General features: G+C 52.2%; 26 protein-coding genes, 1 tRNA gene and 1 pseudogene. 16 read left to right on the plus strand and 12 right to left on the minus strand.

Annotation, left to right across the window (positions count from 1 at the left end):
* The 5 genes from DO97_RS24470 to DO97_RS14975 form a co-directional block, all read left to right on the plus strand.
* Positions 1-362, plus strand: a 362-nt coding sequence (locus DO97_RS24470; RefSeq protein WP_036534916.1) for a hypothetical protein, incomplete at its 5' end; no start/stop codon positions are given.
* A 47-nt stretch (positions 363-409) separates the two neighbouring features.
* Complete coding sequence (locus DO97_RS14965) at positions 410-1,471, plus strand: PDC sensor domain-containing protein (RefSeq protein WP_036534919.1); 1,062 nt, start codon at positions 410-412, stop codon at positions 1,469-1,471.
* Positions 1,455-2,909 (plus strand): ATP-binding response regulator, encoded by a 1,455-nt coding sequence (locus DO97_RS14970; protein ID WP_052128786.1) that lies wholly within the window; start codon positions 1,455-1,457, stop codon positions 2,907-2,909. Before DO97_RS14965 ends, DO97_RS14970 begins: the two co-directional genes overlap by 17 nt.
* Positions 2,884-3,369 carry a PleD family two-component system response regulator gene (locus DO97_RS27800; protein WP_072016462.1) on the plus strand — a complete coding sequence of 162 codons (486 nt, stop codon included), beginning with the start codon at positions 2,884-2,886 and terminating at the stop codon, positions 3,367-3,369. The genes DO97_RS14970 and DO97_RS27800 overlap by 26 nt, the downstream gene beginning before the upstream one ends.
* 316 nt (positions 3,370-3,685) lie before the next feature.
* Positions 3,686-4,063, plus strand: coding sequence for a response regulator transcription factor (locus DO97_RS14975; protein WP_036534922.1), 378 nt, complete (start codon positions 3,686-3,688; stop codon positions 4,061-4,063).
* Between the two features lie 10 nt (positions 4,064-4,073).
* On the opposite strand, the gene DO97_RS14980 is transcribed toward DO97_RS14975, so the two are convergent.
* Entirely contained in the window at positions 4,074-5,012 is a 939-nt protein-coding gene (locus DO97_RS14980; RefSeq protein ID WP_156120600.1) for a GAF domain-containing protein, read from the minus strand.
* Between the two features lie 1,091 nt (positions 5,013-6,103).
* Between DO97_RS14980 and DO97_RS14985 the strand changes: the two genes are divergently transcribed.
* Positions 6,104-6,415 carry a hypothetical protein gene (locus DO97_RS14985; protein ID WP_156120601.1) on the plus strand — a complete coding sequence of 104 codons (312 nt, stop codon included), beginning with the start codon at positions 6,104-6,106 and terminating at the stop codon, positions 6,413-6,415.
* 99 nt (positions 6,416-6,514) lie between these two features.
* Here DO97_RS14985 and trpB read toward each other — a convergent pair whose 3' ends face one another.
* Complete coding sequence (trpB, locus tag DO97_RS14990) at positions 6,515-7,777, minus strand: tryptophan synthase subunit beta (RefSeq protein ID WP_036534945.1); 1,263 nt, start codon at positions 7,775-7,777, stop codon at positions 6,515-6,517.
* Between the two features lie 234 nt (positions 7,778-8,011).
* Entirely contained in the window at positions 8,012-8,458 is a 447-nt protein-coding gene (locus DO97_RS14995; protein ID WP_081980773.1) for a DUF1036 domain-containing protein, read from the minus strand.
* 102 nt (positions 8,459-8,560) lie between these two features.
* Here DO97_RS14995 and DO97_RS15000 point away from each other — a divergent pair, with 102 nt between their 5' ends.
* Complete coding sequence (locus tag DO97_RS15000; RefSeq protein WP_036534926.1) at positions 8,561-8,929, plus strand: translation initiation factor; 369 nt, start codon at positions 8,561-8,563, stop codon at positions 8,927-8,929.
* Between the two features lie 38 nt (positions 8,930-8,967).
* On the opposite strand, the gene DO97_RS27805 is transcribed toward DO97_RS15000, so the two are convergent.
* The 6 genes from DO97_RS27805 to DO97_RS21285 all read right to left on the minus strand — a co-directional run bounded on the left by DO97_RS27805 (position 8,968) and on the right by DO97_RS21285 (position 14,868).
* Entirely contained in the window at positions 8,968-9,228 is a 261-nt protein-coding gene (locus DO97_RS27805) for an HpsJ family protein (RefSeq protein WP_052128790.1), read from the minus strand.
* A gap of 28 nt (positions 9,229-9,256) precedes the next feature.
* The gene (locus DO97_RS27810) at positions 9,257-9,781 is read right to left on the minus strand and encodes an HpsJ family protein (RefSeq protein ID WP_052128791.1); all 525 of its coding nucleotides are present in this window, start codon (positions 9,779-9,781) and stop codon (positions 9,257-9,259) included.
* 332 nt (positions 9,782-10,113) lie between these two features.
* On the minus strand, positions 10,114-12,009 hold the full coding sequence (locus tag DO97_RS15010) for a sensor histidine kinase (RefSeq protein ID WP_052128792.1): 1,896 nt from the start codon (positions 12,007-12,009) through the stop codon (positions 10,114-10,116).
* A 31-nt stretch (positions 12,010-12,040) separates the two neighbouring features.
* Positions 12,041-13,171 (minus strand): PAS domain-containing protein, encoded by a 1,131-nt coding sequence (locus DO97_RS21275; RefSeq protein WP_162183009.1) that lies wholly within the window; start codon positions 13,169-13,171, stop codon positions 12,041-12,043.
* Positions 13,164-14,459: a CheR family methyltransferase gene (locus DO97_RS21280; RefSeq protein ID WP_052128794.1), complete on the minus strand. Its 1,296-nt coding sequence runs from the start codon at positions 14,457-14,459 to the stop codon at positions 13,164-13,166. Before DO97_RS21280 ends, DO97_RS21275 begins: the two co-directional genes overlap by 8 nt.
* A 1-nt stretch (position 14,460) precedes the next feature.
* The gene (locus DO97_RS21285; protein ID WP_052128795.1) at positions 14,461-14,868 is read right to left on the minus strand and encodes a chemotaxis protein CheB; all 408 of its coding nucleotides are present in this window, start codon (positions 14,866-14,868) and stop codon (positions 14,461-14,463) included.
* An 11-nt stretch (positions 14,869-14,879) separates the two neighbouring features.
* Between DO97_RS21285 and DO97_RS21290 the strand changes: the two genes are divergently transcribed.
* Genes DO97_RS21290 through DO97_RS15025 form a run of 3 tightly spaced genes read left to right on the plus strand, consistent with a single transcriptional unit; the run spans position 14,880 to position 16,329 of the window.
* On the plus strand, positions 14,880-15,224 hold the full coding sequence (locus tag DO97_RS21290) for a hypothetical protein (protein ID WP_052128796.1): 345 nt from the start codon (positions 14,880-14,882) through the stop codon (positions 15,222-15,224).
* A 10-nt stretch (positions 15,225-15,234) separates the two neighbouring features.
* Complete coding sequence (locus DO97_RS15020; protein WP_052128797.1) at positions 15,235-15,912, plus strand: NnrU family protein; 678 nt, start codon at positions 15,235-15,237, stop codon at positions 15,910-15,912.
* Between the two features lie 36 nt (positions 15,913-15,948).
* The gene (locus DO97_RS15025; protein WP_036534931.1) at positions 15,949-16,329 is read left to right on the plus strand and encodes a thioredoxin family protein; all 381 of its coding nucleotides are present in this window, start codon (positions 15,949-15,951) and stop codon (positions 16,327-16,329) included.
* A gap of 7 nt (positions 16,330-16,336) precedes the next feature.
* Here DO97_RS15025 and DO97_RS15030 read toward each other — a convergent pair whose 3' ends face one another.
* On the minus strand, positions 16,337-17,227 hold the full coding sequence (locus tag DO97_RS15030; RefSeq protein WP_036534933.1) for a carbohydrate ABC transporter permease: 891 nt from the start codon (positions 17,225-17,227) through the stop codon (positions 16,337-16,339).
* 19 nt (positions 17,228-17,246) lie between these two features.
* On the opposite strand from DO97_RS15030, the gene purN reads away from it, so the two are divergent.
* Complete coding sequence (gene purN, locus DO97_RS15035; protein WP_036534934.1) at positions 17,247-17,906, plus strand: phosphoribosylglycinamide formyltransferase; 660 nt, start codon at positions 17,247-17,249, stop codon at positions 17,904-17,906.
* On the opposite strand, the pseudogene DO97_RS15040 reads toward purN, so the two are convergent.
* Positions 17,903-18,500 (minus strand): annotated as a pseudogene (locus tag DO97_RS15040) (lysostaphin resistance A-like protein). The gene purN and the pseudogene DO97_RS15040 sit on opposite strands and share 4 nt — an antisense overlap.
* Positions 18,501-18,532: 32 nt before the next feature.
* Positions 18,533-19,402: an oxygen-dependent tRNA uridine(34) hydroxylase TrhO gene (gene trhO, locus DO97_RS15045; RefSeq protein WP_036534936.1), complete on the minus strand. Its 870-nt coding sequence runs from the start codon at positions 19,400-19,402 to the stop codon at positions 18,533-18,535.
* Between the two features lie 56 nt (positions 19,403-19,458).
* Here trhO and DO97_RS15050 point away from each other — a divergent pair.
* The 5 genes from DO97_RS15050 to DO97_RS30325 form a co-directional block, all read left to right on the plus strand.
* A tRNA-Ala gene (locus tag DO97_RS15050) sits at positions 19,459-19,531 on the plus strand.
* A gap of 42 nt (positions 19,532-19,573) precedes the next feature.
* Positions 19,574-19,708 carry a hypothetical protein gene (locus DO97_RS27815; protein WP_275575043.1) on the plus strand — a complete coding sequence of 45 codons (135 nt, stop codon included), beginning with the start codon at positions 19,574-19,576 and terminating at the stop codon, positions 19,706-19,708.
* 2 nt (positions 19,709-19,710) lie between these two features.
* Entirely contained in the window at positions 19,711-20,145 is a 435-nt protein-coding gene (locus DO97_RS15055; protein WP_036534937.1) for a hypothetical protein, read from the plus strand.
* A gap of 217 nt (positions 20,146-20,362) precedes the next feature.
* The gene (locus DO97_RS15060; protein WP_239651775.1) at positions 20,363-22,150 is read left to right on the plus strand and encodes a peptidoglycan D,D-transpeptidase FtsI family protein; all 1,788 of its coding nucleotides are present in this window, start codon (positions 20,363-20,365) and stop codon (positions 22,148-22,150) included.
* A gap of 186 nt (positions 22,151-22,336) precedes the next feature.
* Positions 22,337-22,703 (plus strand): helix-turn-helix domain-containing protein (locus tag DO97_RS30325; protein WP_036534940.1); only part of this gene is annotated, 367 nt, incomplete at its 3' end.

Consider the following 22,703-nt stretch of genomic DNA (forward strand, 5'->3'; position numbering starts at 1 on the left):
TCATTGAGCTATCGGCTATTGAGCATAATATCCAGTTGCCTTCCCACCATTTAGAATCGATCCATCAACTCCTCCAACACTCCTTATACTCCAAGGTCAATGATCCGGCGATCGCACTGCAATTCCGTTATTTTCTCCAGGATCAGAGCCTGATAATTCTGACCCAGCATCAACAGCAGCCCTTCTTTGATTTAGATATCATCCTAAGTCATCTAGAGCAGGAAATTCGCCGAATACCCCTCAAATCTATCATTTCTATTCATGTAAAATTTCAGATTTTTGATCAGAATCAACCCTATTTTTCCTACTCAATTCTGTTGCAACCAACAACCCATTCCCCCGATCTTGATGTCCTGAGATAACCCCATTCATTCAGTTAATTGAGATTTATTGATTGAGAGAAAAATCCATGATGATTGCACGACTCTGGCGACCGAGATCCACCACGCTCCTGTTTGAAACCCGGAAAAAAAACCTTTCCTTACTGCTCATTGGTAGTTCGGTGTTGACCGTCGGAGCGATCGCCTTTGCCAGCTATTGGGTGATTCGTGGCCTCATTCTGGACTCCCTTCGAGAAAGAGCAATCCTGACTGTGCGGAGTTCCAGCGAGAAGATTGATACCTGGTTAGCGGGGCGAATGAGTGAAATCCAAACCATTGCTAGTACACCCCAAGTGAGATCGATGAAATGGGACGTAGCTGCCCCCTACCTCCAACTGGAGCAAGATCGGCTAAGGGATTTCTGGATGTTGATCCTGGTGAATCCAAATGGCACCTACTACACCACCCGCATTGGCTTTGCGAAGGGGAAAAACCTCCGCGATCGGGCCTACTTTCAACTGGCCATGAAGGGGGTAGCCAGCGTCTCGGATATGGTGATCTCACGCACGACTGGCAAACGCCAGATCAACATCTCTACCCCCATCTGGAGTTTTCCGCCAGCTAATTACCACAAGTTCCCCGAAGATCGTTTGGAACCGCGCCGAAAGAGTTTAGCATTCTATCACCTGCCGAGCGATCCCTTGCAAAAGCCCCGAGTCGTGGGGAATCTGGCAGGGAATATCCCCGTTTCCCATGTCACTGAGGTGGTCTCCAATACCCAACTAGGAGAGGAGAGTTATGCCTTTGCCCTGGACTCCAAGGGCGTACCTATCGCCCACCCCAATGAACATTTTCTCTCTGGACTCAATAGTTTTCTCGACTCCCCTAACCCCACTCTTTCTAGCATCACTCAGAAGATGGTGAACCACGAGGAGGGGGTAGCGTTAATGCAACTGGATGGGCAGTGGGTTTACATTGCCTATACCCCCCTTACCAATGCCAAGTGGTCCCTGGCATTGGTGATCCCCCAGTTTAATCTGGAGCGCAAGCTGATCCCTCTAAACCTACTGGCCACCGTCGTCGGAGGGCTGATCATCTTGGCTACCCTGGCCACCCTGCGCCAGATGCAGCAGTTTGAAAAAACCCCGTGAACGTGCCCTCCAGGAAGCCCGCCTCAACCGCCGACTCCAGGAAACTAGCGTTCAATTGCAGGACACCCTTGCCAATCTAACCGCGATTATTGATAACTTAGCAGATGGTCTGTTGGTCACCGATTTAGATAACACCATTACCCGCTTTAACCCAGCTCTTCTGCAACTGTTTGATTTAGGCGATTTGGATCTGACAAACCGTACTTGCCAGGAAATCTTCAGCCAGGATGTCACCCACCTGGTAGAGAAGACTCGCCTGATACCCAACGAAATGTTCACCGCCGAAATTGCCCTTGCTAACGGGCAAATTGGTAAAGCGGTTGCCACTGCCGTATTAAAGGACATTGGCAGTCATAGTAGTGAAGGCGGCAGTTGTCAGTCGATTGGCTCCGTGGTGCTGATTCGGGATATCACCACGGAAAAAGAGGTCGATCAGATGAAAACTGATTTCATTTCTACCGTGTCCCACGAACTCCGTACCCCCTTGACATCGGTGTTGGGTTTTACCAAAATCATCAAGAAAAAGCTGGACGAAACAGTGACGCCAGCACTGCCCGTCAATGATAAAAAGCTGCAACGCACCATTCGTCAAGTTAATGACAACATTGACATCATCCTTGCGGAGGGCATTCGCCTGACCACCCTGATTAACGATGTCCTCGACATTGCCAAGATTGAATCGGGCAAGGTGGACTGGAAGTCAGAACCGCTGCAAATTTCCGAGATCATTGAGCGGGCGATTTCAGCTACCTCAGCCCTATCTCAAACGAAACAACTAGCCTTATACCAAGAATTGGAACCGGGACTCCCCACCCTGATCGGCGATCGCGATCGGTTAATCCAAGTCGTGATCAATCTGATCTCCAACGCCATCAAATTTACCGATCAGGGTTCCGTCACCTGTCAAGCCCGCCACTTTGGCCATGAAATTCTCGTCAGCATTATCGATACGGGCGGCGGCATTGCACCGGAAGACCACGATAAAGTCTTCGAAAAATTCAAACAGGTGGGAGATACCCTAACTGAAAAGCCCATGGGTACAGGGCTAGGACTGCCGATCTGCAAACAAATTGTCGAGCACCACGGGGGTAGAATCTGGGTCGAAAGCAAACTAGGAGAAGGCAGCACCTTTTCCTTTACGTTGCCCTTGGCCGCCGAACCCAATGGCCAAGTGCGCCAGATTGACCTCCCCACTCTGCTCAAACACCTCAACGACCAGTTGCCGACCAGTGACCCTGCCCTGGATCCCAGCCAAAAAACCGTGCTGGTGGTGGATGACGAAGCCGCTATCCGCGAATTGTTGCGGCAAACCCTGGAAGTAGAGGGATACCGGGTAGAGGAGGCAACCAACGGTCGGGAAGCCCTCACCCTGGTGAAGAAGGTGCGCCCCCCATCTCGTGATCCTGGATGTGATGATGCCCGACATGAATGGCTTTGATGTCGCAGCAGTGTTGAAAAACGATCCGCAAACCATGGGCATCCCAATCATTATTCTGTCGATTGTGGAAGATCAGGCACGGGGCTTTGGTCTGGGAGTGGATGCCTATCTGACGAAGCCAATCAACGCCGAATTACTGTTGCGGAATGTGAAGATGCTCGTCGCCCAGGGGGCATCCCGGCGGAAAGTGCTGGTGGTAAACCAGGATGAACTGACAGTCAAAACCTTGGTAGATGTCTTGCAAGCCAAGGGGTTTACGGTTGTGCAGGCAGCCAACGAACAAGACTTTCTAGAGAAGGCTCTGGCCACGCAACCGGATACCGTGATTGCCAATACCCAGTTTTGGGAGCAGTCAGCGGCGGTGCAGTCCCTGAGGCTGGAAAAAGGATTGGAACATATTTTCTTGATTCTGGTAGTGGATCCCAGCGTCCAGGATCTTGCCTCTGAGCAGTCTGGGTAGTCACTGATGGAAATATCCAGCATTAAAAACGAAACGTTGGGGAAAGCAAGTGCTAGATTTTAAGTTGGAGTCACCCAGGGTGAGCATGGATCAACTTCCATTGATTTCATGAGTGGGGGTCTTGCCATCCATGGGAGCAGTAGTCATCAGTGGATCGAGGCTGCACTCAATCAAGACAGTGCCGATCCTCAACAAAGCTGCCATTGGGTTACTTTTATCTGGTTCTTGAAACAGCATTGGGTTGAATGACTCCGTCTTGTCATTGCCCCTGATCCCAGACAACTTCCTAGTCCTTACCGGTATAGTTTTTAACTCTATGTCCAAAAAAATTCTTATTGTTGATGATGAACCTCACATTCGGATGTTGCTAGAACAAACCCTTGAGGATCTAGAAGATCAAGATGTAGAACTGATCACCGCAACGAATGGTGAAGATGCCCTGGAATTAATTCAGAGTGAAATACCTGATTTGGTATTTCTGGATGTGATGATGCCCAAAATGAATGGGTTTGATGTCTGTGAAGCCGTAAGAAAAGAGGTGGAGACTCAGAACGTGTATATTATTATGCTGACTGCGAAGGGTCAAGAATTTGATAAACAGAAAGGTTCAAATGCTGGAGCAAACCTCTACATGACCAAGCCTTTTGATCCGGATGAAGTGATGGAAAAGGCGATCCAGGTTCTGGGACTCTAGAAAATAAAAATTAAGGCTGATTTTGGCGATCGCGCTGGAGTCTAGCTTTCTGTTGAAGGGCTTGGAAGAAGTCGGTGTCTGTGATTTCTGCAACTTGACGAGCCCGCTTCGCTTCATCAATTTCGATTCGGAGTTGATTCAGTTGGTCTTTGAGTTTTTCTTCCCGTTGACGAGCCGCTTCCATTTTAGCTTCGTGGAAAATCGCACCCTCGATCGCAGGGGTTGATTGCAGGGCGATCGCGGTTAAGAGTTTCAGATCGGCTGCCGTATAATCTACACGCTCCGCATTAAAAATAATGATTACACCGATGATCCGATCCTGTGCTTTCAAAGGCGCGCACATCAAAGAGCGTTGGGGCCACTCCTGTCCCTGATAGCGCGGATCTTTCCAGACATCATTGACAATTTCGGCCTTTCCTGTTTGAGCTACATAGCCAACAATGCCCTTCCCCAATGGGATGGCAGCCGGGTAGTCCGATTGTGAGCCTAGATACAGCAGCATTTCCAACTGCTTAGATTGAGCACAGGTGAGCATCAGAGCCGCTCCCGTTGCATGTATCAACCGTTGAGCTTCTTCTAATGCCAATTGGGCTACGGCTTTGACTTCCCGGCAAGTCGTTAACTTTTCGGCAATGCTATAGAGCAGGTTGACTTCACGATATCGATCCAGTACCTCCGTTGCCAGACTCTTTTTCTCGAGGGATTGGGCAACCAGCAGTGACAAGACCTGAGCCAAAACCGCCGCTTTCCCATCCCCCTTCACCCAGCCAATGGCTTCATCCACCCCCTGAACCGGATAGATCTCATTGGCAGATCCAATGGCAGATCCCAACAATAAAGTACCTTCAATATCATAGATACCGACGCTGGACTCCATCGCCCTCAGGAGTGGATCGAGGAGAGGCGACAACTCTTTTTTGATCAGTCGCTTCAGATTCACCTGACCCATGCAATCAACCTCTTGCAAGTTAGATAAGTCAGTTTGAACCAATACTGCTTATCCCTCATCTTAGTCTCAAACATTTTTAAAGATGCGTCTGACGTAGAACTCTTACAGAGCTGGTTGACTGACAAAAGTTAATCGCCCTCACCCTAAATCCCTCTCCCAGAGCGGGAGAGGGACTTTGAATTTCAATTGAAATTCTGACTCCCCTTCGCCCCTTGTGGGAGAAGGGGTTGGGGAATGAGGGGTAATATTTTGTCAGTCAACTAGCTTACAGAGACACATCCATTCAGGATCGATAATTTTATGAATATTATTCTTAATACAAGATTTTTATCGATCAGACAGTGCTTCTCAGTCATATGCGGTATATTCTGGCTGAAGCATCCGGGAGTCAAATCCCGAAGGGTTTTGGGATTCTGACTTTTAGCTTGTGAATTCTAACCAAGAAGCTGTAACTCATTGATTGAGGTATTGCTATGGCAGGAATCTCAGCAGGCAGCGATCATCACAGGTGCTCCGAACAAGGGGACGGCCTGTTCCCAGAATACCGAAATCTGGGAGACTGATGAGTGGCAGTTTGACCCCATCACCCCAACGCGGACACTTCCTATGCGGTGGCGTGGGTAGAACCAGCTAGCCCCCAACCCATTACGAAGTGATGTGTGAGCGTCATAATTGAGTAGCTTTGATGACATTGTGTAGCCGACGGACAGCAATGGGCTAGACCCCCTACAACGCCTAGCAGAACCGACCGCCGCCATCACAGATGTGTCATTTGGAACCGACTCCATCATCAATCGTCATGAAAAGCTGAGCCTCCCCTATTGCCGTTTAGAAGCTAAGCAAGTATCCTGGAATCCGAAGCACGTCAATTTATGAAGCAAATTTGGATGAGGAGTCATGAAGCTTACAAGATTGATTGGTTTGTTACCTGCTGCAGCGATCGCAGTAGCTAGTTTACCAACCCTAACATTGGCTCAAGAAGCCCCCAAACTCCAGACCACCACGGCTGAGTTTGAAAGTATCACCACCCATGCGGGCAAGCCCTTGGAAATCGCCAAGGTTCCCCCCCGTTGTTCCCCAAGTATTTCACCTTGCCCTGGAACATTCAGGTCAGCAGCAATGCCACGATTACCAGTGATACCCCCATCACTGATACCTTCAAGATTGTTTCCTTCGCCGACTACACCCGCGATGGCAAGATGAACTTGGATGATCTGCCCCCCTTCCAAGAACAATACTCCAAGTCAATTCTGGCTTGGGTTGAGCAAATGAGAGAGTGCGTGGCTCAGAAGCCCAACCTCTACCGCATTGCCGAAGATGGCACTCAGATTCCAGTCACCATCAACAAGGTTACTGGCAAGATCTTCTTGAATGCTAACAAGACCCCAGTTTGCCTGCTCTAGGCATCTTGCGACTGAATTCCTAAGTACAGTCTAATGCTCGTTAAGAATCACCTAGCTTTTACCGCTAGGTGATTTTTTGCGGATCAGAGGGAGGCAATCTCAAGCATTCATCCCATCGCCCAAGTATTTGGCAACCGTCTGCACATCCTTGTCGCCTCGACCGGAACAATTGAGCACAATCCGTGGGCTACCCGTCAGTTGAGGGCAGAGTGTTTCCAGGTAGGCGATCGCATGGGCGGTTTCCAGGGCAGGAATAATTCCTTCCAGCCTTGACAACCGTTGAAATCCCGCCAATGCCTCCTGATCGGTGACGCTGTAGTAATCAGCCCGTCCCAGATCCTTGAGATAACTATGCTCAGGTCCCACCCCTGGGTAGTCCAATCCGGCACTGATGGAGTGGGCTTCAATCACCTGCCCTTCGCTGTCCTGTAGCAGGTAGCTCATAGCTCCATGGAGGACTCCCACCCGTCCCTGGGTGAGGGTGGCGGCGTGCTTACCCGTCTCAATGCCCGAACCAGCGGCTTCAACGCCAATCAGACGCACACTTGGCTCCTGCACAAACTCGTGAAACAGTCCCATGGCATTGGAACCACCCCCGATACAGGCCAGCAGAATATCCGGCAGGCCGCCCCAGAGGGTTTGACATTGACTGCGGGTTTCCTGGCCGATGATGGCTTGAAAATCTCGCACAATCATGGGGTAGGGATGGGGCCCCGCAACGGAACCTAAAATATAGTGGGTGGTTTCCACATGGGTAACCCAGTCCCGAATCGCTTCAGAAGTGGCATCTTTCAGGGTTCCCGTCCCAGCGGTAACCGGACGTACCTCCGCCCCCATTAGGCGCATCCGAAACACATTCAGGGCTTGCCGCTCCATATCATGGACACCCATGTAAATCTGGCACTCCAACCCAAAACGAGCACAGACGGTGGCGGTGGCAACGCCATGCTGCCCTGCTCCGGTCTCGGCAATGATGCGTTGTTTGCCCATGCGTTTGGCTAACAACACCTGACCCAGGGCATTGTTGATCTTATGAGCGCCGGTATGGTTCAGATCTTCTCGCTTTAAGTAAATCTGAGGCCCAGTGCCATCAGCCCGTCGGTAGCGATCGCTGAGTCGTTCAGCGAAGTAAAGGGGCGTGGGGCGACCGACATAGTCCCGCAGCAGCCCCTGTAATTGCTGCTGAAATTCTGGATCAATCTGATACCGCTGATAAGCTGCTTCCAGCTCACTCAACGCTGGCATCAGGGTTTCCGGCACGTACTTGCCCCCAAACTGACCGAAACGTCCGAGGGCATCGGGCTGGGCTGGGGAAGAGTGGAGGGGCTGCGGTTGGGGAATCGGAAGCGGAGTCAGGGTCACAGGTGCGGCATCCAATGACGGAACAGCCCCCATTATATAGTGAGGGTCAGGCAGCTAAGAAGATTTTCAGGCTGTCAAAGGCCGATTCTGGGAGGCTGCCTCACCCCTATAAGCAAGAACCCCTCTAGCCCTCGCTGCCGTGTCGGTACGCTAGAGCCAAGGGGGACTAGAGGGGGTTCTGTTATCAATCTCTATCTCTATGTTCGACTTAATTCTAGCTACCTACTGAGTGGCTTAGGGTCGAAGGTTAAAGGTAAAGTTTGGAGCATCTCCGGTATCCACCGGGATAAATTTCTCCCAGCGCTCGTCCTTGCCGGTGCATTTTTTGTCTGCATCCGCCAGGGTGTACTCTTCACTAGAAACACAGAATTGCTTGCTACCAGCCCATTCACCATTTTTGCCGTCGTGCCCGTAGACAAAGTAGTATTTGTTCTTGAGTTCGCCAGCAATGACGGTGGCGCACTTACCGGGGTCGACATGCCACCACCCCTCTGAAATAAAGGTGTCGGGGCTGCGACTGTAATATGCTATGGAGACGAAGGCTTTCATCGTGTCCTTGTTACAGACGGTGAAGGATGCTTCGGCGGGGGTGGCGATCGCCAGGGTACCCCCAAGACCTGCAATCATTGTCAGGATACCCAAGGGGTTGGTAAGTCGTTTTAACATAATTCGTAGTTCCATAGTGGATGAGTCTTTTCTAACCTGGTTTTTAACCCGTCGCAAAGTCTAGAGTCCTAGAATTTTCAGCTTATTTATACTGTGATTTCACACTGGTGGTCAATCATGCAACCTCGGCAACCGTCTGTTCCAGATCCCCAAGCGTCCCCCACCCAACGTTTTGTCTATCGGGAGTTTGGCAACTCCGACAACTCAGCGGCGCTGGAGCGGGGTCAGCCGGAGCGGCCAGTGGGTGAACAAAAGATTAGGGTAGAGGCCAGTCGCAAGGGTCGCAAAGGTAAAACTGTCACCATTATTCGAGGCTTCCAGACCAATGAAGCAACCCTGGAAACCCTCTTGAAACAACTAAAAACCCAGTGCGGAGCCGGGGGAACGCTGAAGGATCAGGAGATTGAGATCCAGGGGGAACACACCCAGAAGATTGTCCAAATTCTTAAGCAATTGGGATACCCAGCAAAGGCTAGTGGCGGCTAAACATTCTTTACGCCCCGAGGTGACGGTCGGGGCGATGGTCAACTGCTCTTGGAGCTGCGCCCTTCAGACCCTACCCATTTCAGCCCCGTCCAGCCAATCAAGATGTAGCCAATGGCCAGAAATAGGCTACTAATGCTAGTGCGGAGCTTGGTCTTCCAGGCTTCCAGATTTGCCTGCTGCTCAGCCTGTTGCTGGCGGGTCTTGATCTGCTCTTGAATTTTTGTCTGAATCGTCTGGGTTTGTTGGGTCAGATAAGCATCCAGGGCCTTGGGATCGGCTTTGAATCGTTGCAGCAGCACAGCCTGATCTTCCTTGATTTGCCCACTCTTAATGGCGGCATTCAGGAGGACTGGATCGTTTTAACAGCCCTTCAATTTTCGATCGCTGCTGCCCCACCTCGGCTGTTAAGCGGGTTGCCAACTGTGCCTGAGCCTGGGTTGCTTCCTGATTAATTTGGGTAAGTGCCTGCTCATTGACTGCCCCAGCTGTACTGAAGAGTAGGACAATCAGCAGCAGAAAGACGACCCCGAGAACACTGGACAGCCAAAAGGCTAAAAACCTCAGATCGAGGGAAGCGGCACTATGCACGGAGAGTGGTCTTTGTCCATCGCCCTGGGGTTTACCCAAGAAGCTTTCGATCCAGAATCCAGCCACCAGAAAGGCCAGCCCCACCAAGGGTGTGATGCCCCGATCCACGAGTTGAATGGTGACATTGAGCTGCCACTGGGGATCTTGTAGGTTCAAGGGCACCAGCAGAATCACAAAGTTCAGCAGTGAGGTCAGGATCAACAGAATGCCCACGAGGCGGAGCGTCCGGGATGCAAAGGCGGTAAAGGGGGGAGTTTGATTCACAAGTCAAGCCTAACGATGAAAAAGCATTCCTAGGTCGAAGATCTCCTGTGAAGATGGTACGCGATCGCGGTCGTCTTCCCACGGGGGATCAGTTTCAAACCTTGGTGTTTCCGGATCAAGGAGAGAAACTTGCTGCTCAGAATAGGACGATTCGACCTTTTACCTCGGGCATTCAAGCTTTTTTCTCGAACATTCGAGCTTTTATCTCGAACATTCGAGCTTTTATCTCGGACACTGGAGCTTTTATCTCGGACATTCGAGCTTTTTTCTCGGGCATTCGAGCTTTTATCTCGGACACTGGAGCTTTTAGCAGAAACCCTGACTCCAGGTGTTTAAGCGAGGTCGGACTCGGTTTGGGGGCTTACCGGATCGCCATAGGGGGGATAGGGAGGAAATGAAATCTGGAAGCTTGTCTGTCCCGGCTGCCCCTGAACCTCAATGGTTGCCCCAATGTATTCAACCCGCTTCCTGACCAGTGCCAGACCCAGCCCCGTGCCACCATGCTTCCAAGGATCGGAGTGAGGAATGCGATAAAACCGTTCAAAGATGCGATCGCGTTCTGACAAGGGAATTTCCACCCCGGTATTGCTGACAATGAGTGCAATGCTGCCAGCGGTGCTTTGGGCGGTGACGCTGATACGCCCATGGGCAGGGGTATATTTACAGGCATTGTGCAGCAGTTCCCTGAGAATCTGCTCCAACTCCGTAACGTCCGTTGTCAAGGGGGGCAGGTCAGGGGGAATTTCGATACACAGTTGTTGCTGTTGCAGCTGACACCGTTCCCTAAAGCCTTTAGCGATCGTTGGCACCCAAGTTTGCAGCTCAACAGTGGTCAGGAAGAGTTGAGCCTTCTCAGCCTCTAGGCGTGCCATATCGAGGAGATTGTTGACTAACAGAATCTCCCGGTCACACTCGGTTTTTAGGATCTCGAAGTAGTTGTTGATCGGATGGGGTTCAGTCGTCAATACCCCTGACTGTTTCAGGGCGATCTCTAGCATTCGAATCGACAATTTAATGCTGGTGAGGGGGGAGCGTAACTCATGGGAAACCGTGCTCAAGAAGTCGTCTTTGAGGTGATTCAGGATTTCTAATTGTCTGATCTGCTGTTGGATGGTGTGAACAAAGCGGGCTTGTCGGAGGGCGATCGCGCACTGACTAGCAACTTGCTGCACGAGGCGAATCTCTTGATGGTTAAAGACCCGGCTGTATAGTTGCGTCAGTTGCAGGTAGCCGAGGGTTCCCTGATCATCAAAAATGCTACTGAAGAGAATGGTTCTCTGGGACTGCCCTTGCTCCCCTGACCAGGTACAAAACTGGAACGAGTATCCCTGGGAGATTTGAGTGTATAACTCACGATTGTTGGCGATCTCGACAATATCTCCTAGGGAGTAGATATGATCCTGGGCAGCGGCGAACTGGTAGCGAAGGGTGGCGGTTTCTGCGTCCAAGTCAAGGAGGAAGGCACTACAGTCATCCAGTTTCAACCTGGTGGCAATTTCCTCGACGACGATTTGTAAAATTTCAGCTTCATCCAGGCTGTCACGGACTTTATCGGTAATCCGCTTCAAGCCAGTTTCAAACTCCAAGGCCCGCTGCAACTCCTCGGTTCGCTGTAGTGCCTGCTGCTCCAGTTGGGTATTCTGTTCCACCAGCAGTTTTTTAAATTGCTGCCGTTCCCGCCCATCCTGAATCAACCAGCGCAGGCAGGTGATGCTGCCGCTGGGATCTCGTGTTGTCTCAACCGTGAGCACCGCCGGCAAGGGCGATTGTTGCACCGGACAGATTTGAATTTCCCAGGCTTCGATACGTTTGAGGTTTTGTAGTTGCCCCAGTTGCAGCGAGAAGGCTTGACGATCGTCGGGGGCAATGAAAATACTCAAGGGCTTATCGATCAGAAACGCCCTGGGAGATGCCAGCAGGGTGGCGATCGCCCGATTGGCCTCCAGAATCTTCCCTTGAGCATCGGTGACCACGTAGCCATGGGGGGTGAGATCAAACAGATCTTGATAGCGCTGGCGTTGCGATATGACTTCCTGAAAGGCGTTGGTTAGCTCTTGATTGCGGTGGTAAAGATCTTCTTCGGCAACCTGTAATTCTTCTAAAACGTCATACAGCTCTTTCAGTGCTGCATCCAACAAATCATTGCGAACAGGGGACTCCTGCGCCCGTTCGCGTAAAGATAACGCCCGCTGAAAAACCGCTAATATTTGAGGCGAGATTTCAGCCATGATGGATTGTCCTTAGACAGATACAGCCCGATTACCGCTCAGTTACATCTTCGATCGCCAACAAAATTAGATCTCCCGCGTTGACAACCTGACAGGCATTGAGCAACAGAGTTTTGGTGCCAATTTGCTCAAACCCATGGTGAACTTCAAAGTCTTCAAAGTGGGTATTGTGGGGCAAAATATCCTCCAGCAGCGATCGCAATTGGGGAATTTCCCATTCCCCCTCCCCCAACTCAAACAATAACTGATTTTCTACCTCCTGGGGCAGTAATTTAAACAATTTATAGAATGCTTGATTTGTTGTTTGAATCCGAAAATCACCATCTAAAACAATCAGGGGATGTCGCACCGTTTCAACAATTGCCTCGGCATAATCTCGGGCAGCTGCTAATAATCTCAAACTTTGTTTACTGTCATCAATATCTACCAGCACAATCACCGCCCCCTCAATCCGATTTTCCGTAGTTTTATAGGGACGAATTCGCAATAAATACCAGTGACCCGATTCGTCTTGTAGTTCCTGTTCCTGAATGCTGAGGGTATCAATCATCTCGGCAATCAGGGCTTCTAAGTTGGGGAGATCAATATTGGCACGGATATCTTTGAAGGGTCGACCCACATCGGTGGAAATTAAGTTAAATAATTTTTCTGCCATCGGTGTGAACCGACGGATGCGGAGATCACTGCCTAAAATTAGGACGGGAATATTCACCCCAGTGAGGAGATTTTGCAGGTCATTGTTGACCAGGTGTAATTCTAGATTGCGGTTATGTAGCTCCTCATTAATGGTGTTGAGTTCTTCATTGGTTGCCTGAATTTCTTCCTTGGCGGTTTGCAGCTCCTCATTGGTGCTTTGTAGCTCTTCATTGCTGGAGAGGATTTCCTCATTGGCAACCTTGAGATCCTGATTGGTGGCCTCCTGCTCCTCAATGATGGCTTGCAAATATTGGCGCGTGGTCGTTAACTCCTGCTGAAGTCGGGTGATCTCCTCAGAGGATGGGGGTGTCGCCGCTGAACTAGGCTCGGGGGGATTGACTAGAGGCAAAGCAGGGGAGATCTCGGTAAATAGCACCAAACAATAGTCCTCCGTTGCCATGGCTGTCGGCACCTGAAACGGCATCACCTCAAAGCTGATCCGCCGTCGCTGATGGGGGTCAACCAATTGCAGCCCCTCTTTTTTTAACTGCCGCATTCTGCGTTCTGGCCTGATGAATGGCAGTGCGCAATTCTAGCAGTAGTTCCTGACGCACCATTTTCAAAATATTGAGACTGGCCTTGCCAGCAACCGGCTCTAGATAGGGGCTGGTTTGACCGCGAAATTGCACAATCTCTAGATCTCGATTGATCACCACACCCGCTGGGGCATAACGGCTTAAGACTAAGCGATCGGCCTCTTGGAGTAACGCTAGGTCGCTATCGATATTTTCATCCATAGGTGGCTGCCGGGGGTCTGGGTGCTGGGCAGAATCAAGACGGGTGGTAAAATCCACCATCAGGTGGGCGGGGGTTGGTCTGCGTAGATAAATCTTGTGTTTTTTATCGACGACGGTGAAGAGATCAATAAAATTGCCGATACTTTCTGACGTGCCCAACATCAGAAACCCCGTGGGCATTAATCCATAGTGGAAGCTGGGGATAATCCGCTTCTGCACCGCCGCATTGAGATAGATCAAGACATTGCGACAGCTAATTAAATCTAACCGAGAGAAGGGCGGATCGCTAATTAAATTCTGGCGGGCAAAGATACAGAGTTCCCGCACGGCCTTGGTGATTTTATACCCTCCCTTGATCGGCACAAAAAAGCGGCTTAACTGTTCCGGTGTCACAGTCTGCATCAGATTGCTGCCGTAGGCACCGATGCGAGCCTGGGCGATCGCCACCTCATTGACATCCGTGGCAAAAATCTGAATTTCAGGTCGGGGGAAGGTATCCCCCAAAAACTCCAAGAGACTGATGGCGATGGAGTAGGCTTCCTGTCCCGTCGAACATCCCGGTACCCAGATGCGAATTGGGGCATCGGGGGATCGCTGCGCCATCAGGGTCGGAAACACCTGCTGCTTCAGGGCTGCAAAGCAACTGGGGTCTCGAAAAAAGCTGGTGACATTGATCAAAATGTCTTGGTAGAGGGCTGCGACTTCAGCCCCATGTTCTTCCAGATAGCGCCTATAGTCCTGGAGCTGTTGCAGTTGGTGCAGGGCCATCCGCCGCAACAGTCGGCGCTGGATGGTGGTGGGTTTGTAATGGGTGAAGTCAACCCCGGTCACCTGACGCAGCAGCCGATAAATCTGGGTGAGATCGTGCTCCTGACTGTCTTCCCGTTTGGCTGCGGCGGGGAGAGGCGCAGCGGTGCGCAGATAGGGATGCTGACTCAGCCGCACCAACTCAGCGGCAATTTCCGCCGGTGAGAGGACAAAATCCACCTGCCCCGTGGCGATCGCCCGAGTCGGCATCTCAGTGAACTTGGAAGAGACAGCATCCTCCGCAAAGGTAATTACCCCCCGCCTCCTTGACCGCCTGCAATCCCAAAGCGCCATCGGCATCGGCACCGGAGAGAATCACGGCGATCGCCTGACTGCCCCGATCCGCCGCTAGGGAGAACAGGAAGGTATCAATCGGCCGATGTTGCTTTTGTTTCAGGTCACGGGGCACCAGATGCAGGCAGCCGTAGCGGATGCTCATCACCCTGTTGGGAGGAATCACATAGATGCAATTCGGCTCGATCACTGCTGTATCCTGAGCTTCCTGAACCTGCATCTGGGTTTTAGTCGCCAGAATTTCCCTCAGCAAGCTGTGGTGCTTGGGGTCGAGGTGCTGAATCAGCACCAGGGCCATGCCGGTATCCGGGGGGAGGTGCTGCAATAACTCAATGAATGCCTCCAGACCCCCCCGCCGAAGCTCCCACCCCCACGATTAATAGGCCATCGACGGTGGATGCCTCAGAGGGTGATGCTGGCTCAGAAGACTCAGAAGGAGGTGGATGCGACACGGCTGGCCCAACTGAACAGGTGAGAGGATTTACCCTCAGTGTAAAGACTTCCCAGGTTCCCAGGGATTGGCAGCCGCAACGCCATGGCCCCCGGAGGCAGTCTACTAGCAATCCCTGGAGCTTCCTCCCATCGGGGGCATGGTTTGAGTGCGACAATATTTTTGCCCACCTCCGCTCCTGTCTGGTGATGATAGCCGCTGAAATCTTCCCCCCCGTGGTTGACTCCTAGCCATGGAATTATGGCGGGATTGCTCCTGAGTTTTGCGATCGCCCATAGTGGTCTGGCGGCCCTCCGACCCTGGGCAGAACAACGGATTGGCCCCCGCCTCTATCGCCTCTGCTTTGCCCTGGTCAGCCTCCCCCTGGCCACGGTGTTGGTGATTTATTTCTTTAACCATCGCTATGATGGCCTCCAGCTCTGGCAAGTTCAGGGTCTGCCTGGGATCAAACCCACGGTGTGGGTGTTGTCAGCCATTTCCTTTTTGTTTCTCTATCCGGCGACCTTCAACCTGCTGGAAATTGCCGCGATTCAGAAACCGGAGGTTCACCTCTACGAAACCGGGATCATTCGCATTAGCCGTCACCCCCAAATGGTGGGTCAGGTGATCTGGTGTTTGGCCCATACCCTCTGGATTGGCTCCACCTTCATGGTGCTGACCTCCCTGGGGTTGATCCTGCACCATCTCTTTGGGGTCTGGCATGGCGATCGCCGTCTGCAAGCCCGTTATGGAAAATCCTTTGAAACCCTGAGATCCCGCACCTCAATTCTGCCGTTTTTGGCGCTGTTTCAAGGTCGGCAAACCTTTGTCTGGCAAGAGTTTCTTCGCCCTTCCTACCTGGGGGTATTCCTGTTTATTGGCCTTTTAGGGTGGGCGCACCCGCTTTTAATGCGTGCAACTGCCAGTGTTGCCTGGTAGCATGATCCCAAAAGAATTTAACAAAATTGAGGAATCATGGCGTTGTCGGTCAATCAGCAGACTTTTACACAAGAAGTTTTAGAATCTCCGACCTTAGTTTTAGTCAATTTTTGGGCACCCTGGTGTGGGATCTGTCGCCGCGTTGATCCCCTGCTGGCACGCCTCCAGGCTGAGTGGGGCGAGTCCCTGAAGCTCGTCAGCATCAATGCCGATGAGAATTTTAAACTTGCGAATCAGTACCGTTTGGCTACCTTACCCACCATGCTCCTGTTTGAGGGCGGGCAAGTGCTCTATCGCTTTGATAGCTTTCGGGGATCAGAGAGTCTCCAGGGGGAACTAGACAGGATGGTCTCCAGCCACTTGCTGACCCGTCCCTCTTCCCCAGACACGATTCAAGAGCTGGCAATTTCCTCCTGAGGACTGCTTACCGGGTGGGCGGATCTGGGGAGATCCGCAATTGCCAGAACACCAGGATCAGGGTCATGAGCAACAGCATCACCGTTGCGGCGGCGGCGTAGCCAAAATCAAACTGGGCAAAGGCTTGGTCATAAATGTAATACACCAAGAGATTGGTGGAGTTCAGGGGGCCGCCGCCGGTAATCACATAGACTTGCTCAAAACTCCGCAGGGTAAAGATGGTGGTGGTGACCGTGGCAAAGATCAAGGTCGGTCGCAGTCCTGGTAGGGTGATGTGCCAAAACTGCTGCCAGCCATTGGCACCATCTAGTTCGGCGGCTTCATAGCGACTGGTGGGAATCGCTTGGAGTCCGGCGAGGAACACTACGAGGTTAAAGCCCAGTTGCTTCCAAGTGCTGAGCAAAATCAACACTGGCATCGCCCAGGTGGTGCTGCCCAACCAGGGAATTGGAGCTAGCCCGATGCTCCCGATCAGGGAGTTGAGGGGGCCTTCCGTCTGAAACAGCCAGCGAAATCCCAGACCCACAGCCACCAGGGAGGTTACAGAGGGAATAAAATAGGCCGTTCTCAGCAGCCCCCGCAAAGCCATGGTGCGGTTGAGCAGCACCGATAACCCCAGGGGTAGCACCAAGCTGGGGATCACGGTAGCCAGGGTGAAATAAGCCGTGTTGCCGAGAACCTGCCAGAAATCGGGACTCAGGAACAACCGCCAGTAATTTCTCAGTCCGACCCAGGTAGTGCCCCCACGGGTAAAACTGCCCGTCGTGAAGCTGAGGTAGCACAAATAGGCCATCGGCCAGAGGACAAAGATACCCAGGAAGACCAATGCTGGCGACAAGAAGATCCAGGCAGTGATTCCATCCGGCCCCAACCACTGCTTAGGATGGAGTTTAGGCATTCTTTTACCTCTGAAGTTCATGACTGATTATCCCTTGCAGGGCGATGTCAACCCGGATGTGAACCCCTATTTAATCTCACCCCCGCCAGAGATTCCAGCCTTACCCTCCCCCCTGCGACTGGGGGTACTGGCCTCCGGGAGTGGCAGCAATTTTGCCGCGATCGCCCAGGCCATTGCCGATGACACCCTCAATGCTCAGATCCAAGTTTTGATTTACAACAACCCCGATGCCAAGGTTGCAGTACGGGCTGAAAAATGGCAAATTCCAACTGTCTTGCTCAATCACCGTCGGTTTCCCCACCGGGAAGCTCTGGATCGGGAAATCGTTCAAACCTTGGAAACCTATGAGGTGGACTGGGTGGTGATGGCCGGGTGGATGCGGGTTGTGACTCCGATTTTATTGGCCGCCTTCCCGAACCAAGTGTTGAATATTCATCCCAGCTTGCTCCCCAGCTTTAAGGGGGTACGAGCCGTTGAGCAAGCTCTCGCTGCTGGGGTGAAGATTACGGGCTGTACGGTGCATCGCGTGGTGCCGGAGGTTGATAGTGGAGCGATTCTGATGCAGGCAGCGGTGCCAATTCTGCCAGGAGATACAGTGGCCAGTCTTCAAGCTCGGATTCAAGTCCAGGAGCATCGAATCTTCCCCCCCGCGATCGCCCTAGCGGCGACGATGCCTTAATCCGGATGTTGTTGCTGAAACCGCAGTTTCCAGAAGATCCCCGAGATCAGGTTGGTCAAGACGTGGGCAGTAATCGGCACCAAGAGATTGTGGGTTGCCAAGGTGCTGTAGCCCAACATCAGGCCAATGGTTGTCGCCCATACGGCATAGGGCCACTGTCTGAAGTTGCTGAGGTGGGAAATGCCAAAACACAGACTGGAGACAATTAATCCGGCGGTACTCAAGCCCAGGGCTGGGAGCATCACCCCCCGAAACAGCAGTTCTTCACTGATCCCCGGCAATAAGCCTAGCCATAATAAGTCCGGCCAGGCCAGGGGTTTAATCACCAACTCAAGATAAAAATCGGCACTGCGACGATAGGTCGGCCACACCTGATAGACCAAGGCGCTCATGGCTGCGATCGCACTGCCGATCCCCAATCCTACGGGGGAAGGCGCTCCCGCGCCAATTCCAGGTCATCAAATCCACAGACCCAAAGTACATCCATAACTTGGCTGCGGCGAGCAAGACCAAGGCGGTAAATCCCATCGCCAGCAAAATCTGGGTGCGGGTCAATGGCTCCATCTCGGAACGATCAGGAAGGGGATCAGTCACTGCAAGCAGGTCTCTCCAGGGGCATCTTAACCTTAAGGATACTGTGGTTGGCGAACTGATTGACAGGCAGGCGGCTGCGGAGTCACCCTTACCTCGCAATGGGGACAGGAAATTGTCGCTGCATCAGTTTCTGAGATTGGATCTGGCTGCGCGATCGGACGTCCACAACGACGGCAGATCTGATGGCTTCCCAGTTTCAGCCCCTGTTGCACCGCCACCCGCTGATCGAAGACAAAGCACTCTCCTTGCCAGAGACTTTCTGCGGCTGGCACCTCTTCCAAGTACTTGAGAATGCCCCCCTGTAAGTGATATACCTCCTTGAAGCCTGCTTCCAGCATCCAGGCTGTAGCTTTTTCGCAGCGAATGCCCCCGGTACAGAAAAGAGCGACCTTGAGATGGATTGCCGGATCGAGGTGATGCCGGACATATTCCGGGAAGTCTCGAAAAGACTGGGTCTGGGGATCAATCGCGCCTTCAAAACTGCCAATGTTAACTTCATAGTCATTGCGAGTATCAATGACCGTCACGTCTGGGTCAGTGATCAGGTCGTTCCAGTTTTGGGGGCTGACATAGGTGCCTACCTGGTGGCTAGGATCAACCTCCGGTATTCCCAGGGTGACAATTTCCTGCTTTAACCGCACCTTCATCCGCTCAAAGGCGGAAACTTGGCAGTTGGCAATTTTAGGCACGAGGTCATGGAGCCGCAGATCGCTGCGTAACCAGTCTAAGACCGCTGTCACCGCCTGGGGAGTCCCCCAAATGGTGCCGTTGATGCCTTCCGCCGCCAGCAAGATAGTGCCTTTCACAGCCTGCTCTTGGCAAAAGGTGAGGAGGGGCTGCTGTTTCTCAGCAAAGTCAGCCAGTCTGACAAACTTGTAGAAGGTGGCTACAACCGCACTCATAGGTTTGGCAACACAGGGTAGGATGTTTTCGTGATCTCTAGTCTCTTACGTTTTGTGGGGGTATAGCTCAGTTGGTAGAGCGCCTGCTTTGCACGCAGGAAGTCAGGAGTTCGAGTCTCCTTACCTCCATTCTCTGAAATTTCAATCCCCTCGGAGTAGCATCCCTGCCAGATGGCCCTGGAAAATGGTTGGATTGGTGGGGCAAAGGGAACAGCGGTCATGTCCTGGATGGAAACCGTTGAGCGTGAGTATTCCCCAGTTCTGGGGAACACTGGAAGCGTGGTTGAACACTTCCCCGCGCCCTGAGCATGTGGAAAACCCTCAAAAATATCGGATGCAGCCTCAGCACCTATGAAGCCCTAAGCCCCGATCTGCAACTGCGTCAGGTGGTGAATCGCAGATTACAGCAACGGCCAGGGCGATCGCTGCCCCAATGGATCGAAGAATTCTGGTTGCCCCGTGGCATTAGCGCCCCTGTGGCTGACTTTGTTTCCAGACAGTTGGGGGAATACTCGGGTTTAGAGACCACCCGGCTGTTACCCAGCGATCACCTAGAGACCACTCTGCATCTGACCCTGGTTTGCTGGTTCGACTGGTCAATGAGGCTGTGTGAAGACTTCTATCAAGAGTTTGGAATTGATATCAGCCATCGCCTGGATTTCCAGGATTTATCTACTTTAGAAGAATTACTGGTGTTTCTCAACGCCCAACTCCTCCAAGCGCAATCCTCCCCACCCCCCTGAGGCAACCCCCAGGGAACCCATCGCCAATTTACCAGTCAGGACTGAGAGGCTGCAAAACTGCACTATAGTGTGTTGACAGAGCTGCTGATGATTGCTAGCTAGCAGACTGCTGTGATGGATACTCGAAGATTTGACATACCCCGCCGGAGTCGTTCCTTCCCCGCTGCCCATCGTCGTGGGGTTAAGTCCAGTCGCCGATCACAGCCCTCCATGAAGCGTGCCGACCCCCCCGCAACGACCCTTTCAAACCCCACCCGCTCAGCGGCGGCAAATCCGTCGCCAGGTGGCACCCTCTCGATTTCGCTTGGTGCTGATCGGGATATTTATGATCCTGTCTGGCTTGGGACTGATCGCGAAGCTTTATCACCTGCAATTTACCCAAGCCGCGTTTTTACACGCCAAGGCCGTCGAACAGCAACAGTTTCGCTTTCACCCCTTTGCACCCCGCCGCCCGATTACCGATCGCAATGGGGATGTATTGGCACTGGATCGACCGGTGTATACCCTTTACGCCCATCCGACGCTGTTTAAGGAGTCACCGGAGGCGATCGCCACTCAACTCTCTCCCCTGATCAACCAGCCGATTCCCAGTCTGGTGAAACTCTTCGGCACCGCTCCCAGCGGGATTCCTGTCCAGCAGTCCCTCCGGGAAGAAGTTCGGGATCAAATTCGGGATCTCCGGCTGGATGGACTCGAACTGATTCAATCCCAGGAGCGGTTTTATCCCCAGCAGGATTTATTTGCTGAAATTGTCGGCTTTGTCAATAAAGAATATAAAGGTCAGGCTGGTTTAGAGCTGAGTCAGAAGGCGGCTCTGGAATACACCGCCCCTAGCATTCAAGTCAGTCGGACGGGGGCAGGGGCGGTGATGCCGAATCAGATCCCCCAGGACTTCTTGTGGGCCGATGATTTAAGTCTGCAATTGACCCTGGATAGCCGACTCCAACGCATCGCCCGTGAGACCCTCCGCAAGCAGATCTTGAAGTACAACGCCAAACGGGGCACGGTGATCGTCATGGATGCCAGGGATGGGTCGTTGCTGACCCTGGTGAGTGAGCCGACCTATAACCCTAACGAGTACTACAAGGCTGATATCTCCCTGTTTAAGAACTGGGCCTTAAGTGATCTTTATGAGCCGGGATCGACCTTCAAGCCCATTAATGTAGCGATCGCCCTCGAAGCTGGGGTGATTTCCCCCACCAGTACCTTCTATGACCAGGGACAGATTACCGTCGGGGGCTGGCCCGTGGAAAACTTCGACTACACCACCCGTGGTGGCCGGGGAGCCATCACTGTCACGGAGGTTCTGGAATACTCCAGCAATGTCGGCATGGTTCACATCATGGAACACCTCAAACCAGCCGACTATTATGCCTGGTTAGAGCGCATTGGGCTGGGGCAATCCGTCGCCATTGATCTGCCCTTTACCACCGCCAGTCACCTGAAGCCCAAAGCAGATTTTGTAGAGCATGTGATTGAACCGGCTACAGCGGCCTTTGGTCAGGGCTTTTCCCTGACTCCGATTCAACTGGTGCAATTGCATGGAATGCTGGCGAACGGTGGCAAACTCGTCACCCCCCATGTGGTTAAGGGCATTCTCAACTCCCAGGGACAACCCGTTGGGAAACAACCCATCTTACCGCCCCCCCGACAGGTACTTTCACCACGATCCACCCAGGCGGTCTTACAGATGATGGAAGCGGTTGTCAGTCAGGGCACTGGCAAAGCCGCCAGCATCAAAGGCTATCGAATTGGCGGCAAAACTGGCACGGCTCAGAAAGCAAACCCGACGGGGGGATACCAAGGAATGGGAAAAATCACCAGCTTTGTCGGCATTCTCCCGATCAATGCCCCCCGGTATGTGGTGGTGGCGGTGATTGATGAACCCAAGGGGGACAATGCCTTTGGTTCCACCGTCGCTGCCCCCATTGTTAAAACCGTGATGGAATCGCTGATTACGATTGAGGCCATTCCACCCAGCCAGCCCAAAGTAGGTCAACCCTGAATGATTTGAACAGCCCAAGTCGCAACTATAGCAGTCCGAATAGAGATGCAAATGAATAGTTCATAATAAATATTTGCAAAAGCATTGTCTAAGAAACCTTTCAAGCAATTCAACTTATATAGCGTTTTTCAGCCTAGTAGGGCTGGCGAGGTAAGATATAGGAATCCACTGTTAATCTAGATAAACGTGCGCCCATATTCTGAAGACTTGCGGAGAAAAATAGTTGAGAGATACATAGACGGGAAGACCTCTCAACGCAAGCTAGCCGAACAGTTTCATGTAGCATACAGCTTTGTACGCAAACTAACGAAGCAATATCGAGAGACCGGGACTATCCGTCCGAAGCAGCGAACAGAACAAACCCCCAGCAAACTCAGTGCTGAGCATCTGGCTGTGTTGAGTGGCTTAGTTGAGACAAATAATGATGCCACCTTGAGCGAACTGTGTGATCTGTTAGACGAAGCAGTTGGGGTTCGAGTCAGCATAACGACAATGTTTCGGATGCTTCAGAAGCTGAACTTGACCCTTAAAAAAACACTGCATCCCCCTGAGA

It is taken from the genome of Neosynechococcus sphagnicola sy1 (assembly GCF_000775285.1).
Taxonomy (GTDB): Bacteria; Cyanobacteriota; Cyanobacteriia; order Neosynechococcales; family Neosynechococcaceae; genus Neosynechococcus; species Neosynechococcus sphagnicola.